Origin of the sequence: Paraclostridium benzoelyticum (assembly GCF_001006285.1) — a bacterium.
In the GTDB taxonomy this organism is placed as follows: domain Bacteria; phylum Bacillota; class Clostridia; order Peptostreptococcales; family Peptostreptococcaceae; genus Paraclostridium; species Paraclostridium benzoelyticum.
On record NZ_LBBT01000325.1, the window covers coordinates 1 to 5,524 of the forward strand.

Annotated in this window: 6 protein-coding genes; all 6 read left to right on the forward strand. The window is 28.4% G+C overall.

Features of this window, described 5'->3' with window-relative positions:
- Positions 1-694 precede the first annotated feature (694 nt).
- The 6 genes from VN21_RS15670 (at position 695) to VN21_RS15690 (ending at position 5,434) form a co-directional block, all read left to right on the forward strand.
- Positions 695-2,053, forward strand: a complete 1,359-nt coding sequence (locus VN21_RS15670; RefSeq protein ID WP_046824081.1) for a peptide MFS transporter — start codon at positions 695-697, stop codon at positions 2,051-2,053.
- A 179-nt stretch (positions 2,054-2,232) separates the two neighbouring features.
- A complete protein-coding gene (locus tag VN21_RS18015) occupies positions 2,233-3,333 on the forward strand; it encodes a TlpA family protein disulfide reductase (protein ID WP_052952117.1) in 1,101 nt (366 codons plus the stop codon).
- Positions 3,334-3,342: 9 nt separating this feature from the next.
- Positions 3,343-3,480: a CD1871A family CXXC motif-containing protein gene (locus VN21_RS18900; protein ID WP_167335613.1), complete on the forward strand. Its 138-nt coding sequence runs from the start codon at positions 3,343-3,345 to the stop codon at positions 3,478-3,480.
- Positions 3,473-4,303: a 4Fe-4S binding protein gene (locus VN21_RS15680; protein ID WP_046824082.1), complete on the forward strand. Its 831-nt coding sequence runs from the start codon at positions 3,473-3,475 to the stop codon at positions 4,301-4,303. The genes VN21_RS18900 and VN21_RS15680 overlap by 8 nt, the downstream gene beginning before the upstream one ends.
- Positions 4,304-4,421: 118 nt before the next feature.
- Positions 4,422-5,006: a helix-turn-helix domain-containing protein gene (locus VN21_RS15685; protein WP_046824083.1), complete on the forward strand. Its 585-nt coding sequence runs from the start codon at positions 4,422-4,424 to the stop codon at positions 5,004-5,006.
- A 131-nt stretch (positions 5,007-5,137) separates the two neighbouring features.
- Positions 5,138-5,434 (forward strand): hypothetical protein, encoded by a 297-nt coding sequence (locus VN21_RS15690; RefSeq protein WP_046824084.1) that lies wholly within the window; start codon positions 5,138-5,140, stop codon positions 5,432-5,434.
- Positions 5,435-5,524: the final 90 nt, after the last annotated feature.

The following is a 5,524-nucleotide window of genomic DNA, read 5'->3' on the forward strand; positions in this document are numbered from 1 at the left end:
TTAATATAAAGAATATTTATATTGACAGTAAAAAGTTTTTTTGCTAAATTTCTCATAAGGAGGTAAATAGTTTAAGGGAGGGTATAATGTAAATTGTTGGAAAATTGTTGAAATTGGAGGCGATTATAATCATCACTTTTATTTTGACAAAAACAATATAGTACATGCAGAAAAAAGTACTAATATTTCAACTATAGTAGTAAAAGACTACTTCATAAAATGACTAAATTAAAAAATATATAGCGAAAAGTTAATCGTACATATTATTTAAATTCAAGCTATATAGACATCTAAAAATTTCTAATGAAATTTATCAACTCAGACATAATCTTAACAGACTAAATAGAATTAGTTTTCAAACATTTAAAAGCATCATATAACATCTAAGTCTATCAAACAATAATCCAAGAGTATTGTAAAATTAAAATATTATTAAGTGTGCAGTTTTAAAATCAGTGTTTAAGTCAAAATGGAATCATTACATTTATTTATTATATTCAGAATGTTTATACTTAATTGACACTGATGAGTAGTAAAAAACGATGAAATTATAACATTAATAGTTGGAGGGGATATCCAACAAAATTTAAAAGGGGTAGCTAGTTATCTTTTATAGATACTAGTAATTTGTATATGCAATAATTAAATTAATCATATACAAGAAAATATTATACTAAATATTTTGGAGGGGAATATGGAAAGCGCAGTAAAAAATAAAAAGAAATATCCTTTTGGTTTTTATGTTTGTTCATTCTCATATACATTAGAACGTATGGCATTTTATTCTTCTAAATGGTTAATTGGAATATTCATAGTTGCAGCAGTTGCAAAAGGAGGACTTGGATTAAGTTCATCAGATGGAGCTAAAATGATTGCCAACTTAGTAGCATTTACTTATGTAACTCCTATACTTGGAGGGCTTATAGCAGATAGATGGTTAAGTCCAAGATTATGTGTTCCTATAGGAACGATACTTATGGGACTTGGATATATGTGTGGATGGCAAGCATCTGCTCAAACATCAATTGGACTTGTATGGGCAATGATAATACTTGTATCAATAGGAACAGGATTATTTAAAGGGAATCTAGCAGGTATAAATGGTAGATTATTTGAAAATAAAGAAGACCTTGATGGTGCATTTTCTGTTCAATATTCTTTTGTTAATATAGGTTCATTTATAGGAACTACACTTGTATCTTTCATAGCTTATTCTGCAGTAGGGTTTGGAGGAACATTCTTAATATGTGGTTTGCTTTTATTCTTAGATACAATATGGTTTGTAGTTGGAGGAAAAGCTTCATTTGGAGATGTTGGTAAAAAACCATTTAAAGTAAATGAAACTAATGTTACATCTGAATCAGGAGCGCAAAGATCTTCTGAAGAGCCTTTAACTAAAAAAGATAAATTAAGAATAGGTGCAATTGTATTCCTTACAGTATTCTCTATAGCATTTTGGTTAGTATACTACTTAACAAGCTTACCAATACTATATCATTGGGGACCAGATTTTGCTGATGCTAATAAAGCCAATTGGATGATAGGAAACTTTAGAGTACCATCAGCTTGGTTCGACTCATTAAATGCTCTTTCTTGTATAATTCTTGGACCAATATTAGCTATGGTTTGGAATAAACGTGCAAGATCTCCTAAAGGGGATTTAAGTATGTTCAAGAAAACTGCATTAGGTATGGTATTACTAGGATTATCATTTGCAGTAATGGCATTAGCAGAAGTATTAAGAGGAGATGGTCAAGCGAGTTTAATATGGATAGTTATGTTTGGAGTATTAATGACGCTTGGTGAAATGGTATTCTCTCCACTTGGAAATTCATTTATAAGTAAATTTTCACCTGCTAAAGTATTGGGATTAATGATGGGGATATGGCCACTAGCAGTATTTATAGCTGCTAAAGCACATGGTTACTTATATGAATTCTTATCAAAATTCTCATTTGCACCTGCATATGCTATGGTAGGAGCTGTAGTAATTGTATGTGGAATAGTACTATGGACTTTAGATAAAAAATTAAGTAAACTTGTAGAAGATTAATATAATAAAAACATCGGATGTTAAAATCATCCGATGTTTTTTTATGCCTAAATATTATTGATTTTACTAAAAGTACTAACAATTTATTTTTAAGGTTTATTTAAGATTGAGTTTAATTACAGTTAAAGTTAATCATTTAAGATGTATAGTGTAAATAATAACAAACGAGGAGAGATAAAATGAAAAGAAGATTTCTAATGACAGGTTTTTTAATTGCAGTTTTAGCATTAGGGGGATGTAGCAATTTAGGAAGCAAAACATCAGATAAAAATAAGTCAGCACAAACACAAAGTAGTAATCAAGAAAGTTCTGATGAAACAGTAGTACAAGAGTTAGGAGTTAAGTTTAAGTTACCTAATTCTTGGGAAAAAATTGGAGCTGGAGGAGCGGTATTAGATGAAAGTGAAATGTCATTTAGTTTCATGTGTACTGATGATGCAAAAGAACTGGGTGAATTGTCTAAGAAAATGGATGAAAAGAAAGTATCTAATAAAGGGAAAATAGATAAATCAGATGAAGAAAAATTAATGAATTTATATATGGAAAAAATGAAAAATATAGGTTCTATATTAAAATTAAATAAAAATGATGCTGAGAAAGTATTAAAAAGTGAAAAATATTCAAATTATAGTAAAAAAGATAAAGTTGGAGAGCTAAATAACTATGTATACTACTTTGTATATAACGAAAAAATAGACGACAGCAACTTATCAGATGATTCAAAATCTGAGGTTAAAAATATTGAAAAGTCTATAAATGAGTTTAAGGATAGTATAAAACCAATTGATCCATCTAAAATAAAATCTAACACTAAAGATGAAAAAGCAACTGAAGAGAGTATAAATGGTACTATATCGTTTAAATCTAAAACTATACAAGGTAAAAACATAGATAGTTCTATATTTAAAGAGAATAAACTTACAATGATAAATATATGGGGTACATCATGTATGCCATGTATAGATGAAATGCCAGAATTACAAGAATTATCTAAGGAAGTTAAATCTAAAGGAGTTAATATTATCGGAGTTGTAGCAGACACGCCAGATGAAGATAATGAGGCATTAGCTAAATCAATATTGGATAAAAAAGGTGTTAAATTTGATAATGTAATACCAGATAAAGATTTACATGAGTGGATACTTAAAAATGTTAAAGGAACTCCAACTACAATATTTGTAGATAAAGACGGTAAAATAGTAAGCACAGCTTTAGTAGGAACAGCAAGTAAAGCTGAATACAATGCAAAAATAGATGAAGTTTTAAAATCTATTAAGTAGGATTATTATATGAAAGAGAAATTAACAAGATATATAGTGTTAGCTATGAGTATTTGCTTTATTGCAGTAGGATCTAGTAGAGGTGAGGTTAAAGTAGTATTAAAGAAAGCTATTAACATATGCTTGGAGTGTATTGGAATTGGATAAAAGAAATATAACTCAATTAATAGCTACATTACTCACAAATGCTAACTTCAAGGGATTCATTGAAAAAGGGATATATCAAGGAGATACTAAGAAATTATGTGTTCCAGGACTTAATTGCTACTCATGTCCTGGAGCATTAGGTTCATGCCCTATAGGATCATTACAAGCTGTTTTAGGAAGCATAAAGTACAATTTTTCCTATTATATAGTAGGGTTAATGACTTTATTTGGTGTTGTATTTGGAAGATTCATATGTGGGTGGCTATGTCCATTTGGATTTTTCCAAGATTTATTATATAAAGTGAAGGTAAAAAAAGTTAAAGTGAATAAGACACTAGATGGAGCTTTAAAATATCTTAAATATGTAATATTATTGGTATTTGTAATAATTTTACCTATGTTTGTAACTAATGAATTTGGATTATCCAAACCATATTTCTGTGAATTTATATGTCCAGCAGGTACTTTAGAGGGAGGTATACCCCTAGTACTATTAAATGAATCTTTAAGAAGTACTATAGGATTTTTATATGCTTGGAAGTTATTTATACTTATAGCAATTATTATATTATCTACATTTGTATATAGACCGTTTTGTAGATACCTTTGCCCATTAGGAGCATTTTATTCAATCTTTAATAAATTTAGCTTTTATAAATACAGTATTGATAAAGAGAAGTGCGTAGGATGTAATGTATGTACTAAAAAATGTCATATGGATATAGAAGTTTATAAAAAGCCAAATAGCATAGATTGTATAAGATGTGGAGAATGTGTTAAGTCATGTCCAACTAATGCTATAAAAAAAGGATTTAAACTATAATATTTAAAATAAATTGAGGCATACTTGAATTATCAGGTATGTCTTTTGTTTTACTCTACGATTCGTTTATTGAATAAAATCTTTAAGTAGTTTAAATTATTATTAAGAGGTGGGGCCGATGGATTGTAAAAAAATTGGTAATTTAATTTACCAATTAAGAAAAGAAAAAAATATGACTCAAAAACAAGTTGCTGATGAAATGAATATAAGTGATAAAACAATAAGTAAATGGGAACGAGGGCAAGGCTGCCCAGATATTTCATTATTACCAGAGTTAGCACAAATATTAGGAACAAGTGTTGATGGAATTTTATCAGGAGAAATAAATTTAAACGAATTCGTAGGAGGAAATATGAACAAATTAAAATTTTATGTATGTCCACAATGTAATAATTTAATGACTGCTACAGGTGATGCAAGTATATCATGTTGTGGGAAAAAAATAGAACCATTAGAAGTTAAAAAGGCAGATGATAAACATTTACTTAATATAGAACCTGTTGAAGATGAATTATTTGTAACTTCTGAACATGAGATGAAGAAAGAACATTACATCTCATTTGTAGCATATGTAAGAGGAGATAGAGCTCTTATTGTAAAGCAATACCCTGAATGGAATATGCAATTTAGATTCCGTAAACAAGGTCATGGAAGACTATATTTTTACTGCACAAATGACGGATTATATTATCAAATAGTTTAAGATTATAAACTAGAGAAACTCATATCAAATTAGGTATGAGTTTTTTACTGTAAGTTTATAAGTCTATAAATTTGAAAAGTAACAAGGTTAGGAATAATTCATATTATGTAAAGGAAAGGAGATGAAAGAAAATGAATACATCTAGAAATATAAATAAAATGCAGGAAAAATGCAATGAACTAAAAGACTTTCATGTTATCATAACTCTAAAAGATGGAAGTAAATTTGATGGAATAATTACAGATTCAGATGACTATGGGGTAACTGTATTAGTTGGAGAAGATGTAATAGAAAATGAGGATGAAACAACATCAAGACAAATGCCTAGAAGGTATAGACGTTATAGAAGAAGAAGATTTCCTATTGCTTCATTGGTTGGATTATCGTTATTGCTTTATCCATTTATAGCTCCACCTTATTCATATTAATAAATATAGCTCATATAATTTTTTATATGGGCTATATTTATTAATATGGATTTTTAGAAGAAATATTTTAATAACAATATAATAAAATTT